The organism is Streptomyces sp. bgisy159 (assembly GCF_057707805.1).
The window spans coordinates 1-3300 of the sequence record NZ_JBYIQX010000101.1; the positions used below are offsets into that span (position 1 = coordinate 1).

Here is a 3300-nt window from a genome sequence, read left to right on the forward strand (position 1 = left end):
GGCAGCCGTCACCCTCGCCTCGCTCCTGATGTGGGCGTGACATTTGAAGACAACTCCTAGTTCGCGGCATCACCACGACCGCGGGCGGCGTACTCGTCACTGGCACCCTTTGGTGGATCCAGCACCAGTGACATGACGGCGTCCTGCCCCAGGGCAGGACGCCAAAGTCGTTTCACCGCACGAGTCGAACGCGGCACAGGCTCAGCTAATCAGCGCGATGCGGGCAGGCCCACGCGAGCGTTCGGTGCCAACGAGTCGCGCCCGGCCGCCAGCTCCGGTACGTACTTGTACAGCGTGGTGCGGGAGACCCCCAGCAGTTTCGCGATCGAGGTGATGGTGTTCTCTGGGTCGGTCAGCAGGCCGCGAGCGTGACGGGGACATGGGGTCACCGCAGCAGGTTGTGGAGCAGAGCGACGACGGCCAGACCCACGAGAAGCGCGGCGCCCACACCGGGGTGCAGGAAGGCGACGTACGTGCCGCCGGCACCTGCCAGCAACAGCAGGGCGGTGCGGGTGTCGAGACCGTTCACGTTGAACTCCCAGGTGCGGCAAGTTAGACGCGGCCCCTCCGCGTCGCAGGCCGCACCCTGCACCACACGCGGGTTAGCCCCGCAACTCTCGCGAAAATTCGCACTCCGAGAGGAGAAAACCCCAGCTCAGGTCGTGCATTGCCCGGACAGCTCCGAATGCTGCCCGAATAGGCCCACATTGAATGAAGGAAGGTGCGAGGACTTGGCCCGCGACCGTTGCATGTCCCGTAATAGGCATGTGGGATGTCCTGGGTGGTGGCACCAGGACCTGCACGACGACTGGACCGCCGAGGCGGACGGCGACCAAGGCTGACCGGGCCGGGGGGCTGGCTCCGGCTCCCCGGAAGGGCTGCACGCCCGCCACCTACCACGGGCCACACAGGCAGGTTTCACTCCGGATCGAGGAGCGGCCCGAGCGCGATCGAGGCCCCGCACTCTGACTTCCGCGAGACCCGTGACGCCCCGGAGGGCAATCTGCAATGCGTCCGCAAGGCGATCGAGAAGAAACTTCCGAACCCGAAGTACCTATGCGTGTAGTCATCGAAAGCCAGGACGAGCAGTCGCCAGAATGATGAGGTCCCCTCCAACGGCCTTCGCGAAGCTCGCAGAGCCTCGCGGCACTCTCGTACCGCGAGCCTGCCGCTACAGCGATCGAAAGTGTGCTGCACCTCGGAGAGGACGCGCTGGCATCCGGTGATCTGCTTCGCGTTCGGGCGGCAGAGGGCAGTGCCCGGGCGCAGACGGCGAATCCGGATGACCTATCCGGTTTTCGGTACCTGGCGGATGGAGCAGGCTCGCAGTCCCGTGTCGGCCTGCTCGGTGAGTGCTTGGGCGATCGATCTGCCAGAGCTGATTGCCGCGCGACGCCTTGACGAGCCATGCGACATTCACCGTCGGCGCTTGGCCCGACGGCAGTTACGGAGCCGTACTGGACGTCTGTCAGCGTGAGGCACCTTCTGGCCACAGCACCCGAACCGGCACGCCGTTCCGCTCGGCGTACGCCACGACGTCCGCCGTGCCGCCGTAACCCCATGCCGGTTTCCCGTCCCACACGGCGACGAGCTCGTCAGCGAGCCCGACGAGGATCTCGGAACCGGTCATGTGTGCCTCGGAGTCGGACGCGGTCATGCCGGTTGTGTGCACGTCGCTCGCGCGGGCCATCAGCGCGTCGTACGTGGAGTGGTGCCACTCCGGCAAGCTGTCGCGGTACTCGGTGGCCGGGACGACCACCTCAAGGCGTCCGCCGGCGGACAGCACGGCCTCGGCGAACCACGCATCGGGGCCGTCAGCGATGCACGAGACCCCCACCAGTTCCGCCCCGTTGTACCCGCTCACCGCATCGGCCAGGAGCGTCCGCACGCGCTCCTCGACCTCTGTGCTCAGTCCGCGGTGACCTGTGATCCCCACCCGCATGTCTGTCCTCCTACAGATAGACGCCGTGCAACCGCTCGTCGAACTCGCGCACCACCTTGGGCGGTGAGCTGGTGGTCAGCGACCGGCGCACGGCACGCGCCCTTTCTACGATCCGGCCGGAACGGTAGCGGAGTCCGGATTCCAACGCGCGGGAAGCTAGCGCGAACGCGGCGTCAACGCGACCGGTGGCGAGGTGGCCGGCGGCGATGTCGAGTACCAGGAGCGCTCGTTGTTTGTCGTGGCCGGTCGCGAGGGCTTCTGTGTCCTCGGACAGGACCCAGTCCGCGAGGCCGAGCCGGCCCCCGCAGGCCACCCGCGCGGCGGCGACCTTGGCCGGGGTGAAGGTGAACACCCACGGCCACGGCGGTGCCTCCTCGGGCAGGTTCTCCGCGCCCGTGCGAGCTGCCGTCAGTGCCTTGTCGGCGGAGCGTCGGTCTCCGGCCACCGCGTGGGCGAGAGCTTCGACGGATGACAGCCACGCATCCGCGACGGCCGGGCGGGAGGACCCGAGTACGCGCCGGGCCCGACGGGTGAGGTTCAGGGCTTCCACCCCGTTGCCGACGTGCGCTTCGAACTGGGCGAGGCTCCCGGTCTGGTAGGCGGTCAGCAGCGGGTCGCCGGCCGACCGGGCCGCCTTGACCGCCGCCCCGTACCAGGAGCGGGCCGATCCGTTGTCACCCATGTCCCAGGCGAGCCATCCGGCAAAACTCGCGGCCTCGCTGCCGACGGCTGCCAGGCGGCCCCGGTCCGCGTCGCCGGTCGCTGTGTGCGTGATGGTCTGGATCAGGCACATGTGGGCGCGCACCGCCTCCGACAGGTCCCGGCTGGGCGTGGTGCCGTCGAGTCTGCGATACGCCGTGGTGGACAGCCGGAGGGCTGCTGCCTGCCCGCCGGTCGCGTCTGCGCTGTCAGGGAGGACGGCCAGGGCGGGGGCTGCGGCTGCGGCCACCGCTCCGCCGAGGAATCGTCGTCGGTCCACGTCGTCACCGTCGTTCTGTGGCCCCGGCTGTCGGCCGTCGGCGAGACCCACCAGTGCCGGCGGAATCTCCAGGTGCGCCGCTGCCGCCGCCAGGATGTCCGTGCTGTACGCGCTCGTGCCCTTCTTCTCCAGACGGGACACGGCGGACTGGCTGATGCCGAGGGCCTGGCCCAGGGCGGTCTGCGTCATCCGCCGGTCGGTACGGACGAGTTCGATCACTCGGCCGTAATCCCCGGTCCTGGATGCCTCCCGGACCGGCCCCGTCTGGAAATCCACGGCGCACCCCCACGCTAAGAGCCTCTGCGGCGTCGATCTCCTACCCGTACCCGCTCAGCGCATATCCGTATGCGGGTGCCGCATGGGTGATGGTCGCATGACT

The 3300-nt window shown here is 68.8% G+C and carries 4 protein-coding genes; all 4 read right to left on the reverse strand.

Annotated features, from left to right (window positions below; genetic code table 11):
* Positions 1-209: 209 nt before the first annotated feature.
* Positions 210-389 carry a helix-turn-helix domain-containing protein gene (locus AC3ET3_RS35915; protein WP_435613713.1) on the reverse strand — a complete coding sequence of 60 codons (180 nt, stop codon included), beginning with the start codon at positions 387-389 and terminating at the stop codon, positions 210-212.
* Positions 386-529 (reverse strand): hypothetical protein, encoded by a 144-nt coding sequence (locus tag AC3ET3_RS35920; RefSeq protein WP_435613714.1) that lies wholly within the window; start codon positions 527-529, stop codon positions 386-388. The genes AC3ET3_RS35915 and AC3ET3_RS35920 overlap by 4 nt, the downstream gene beginning before the upstream one ends.
* A 939-nt stretch (positions 530-1468) precedes the next feature.
* Positions 1469-1942, reverse strand: a complete 474-nt coding sequence (locus AC3ET3_RS35925) for a hypothetical protein (RefSeq protein WP_030053567.1) — start codon at positions 1940-1942, stop codon at positions 1469-1471.
* 10 nt (positions 1943-1952) lie between these two features.
* The gene (locus AC3ET3_RS35930; RefSeq protein ID WP_435613715.1) at positions 1953-3197 is read right to left on the reverse strand and encodes a helix-turn-helix domain-containing protein; all 1245 of its coding nucleotides are present in this window, start codon (positions 3195-3197) and stop codon (positions 1953-1955) included.
* Between the last annotated feature and the right edge of the window lie 103 nt (positions 3198-3300).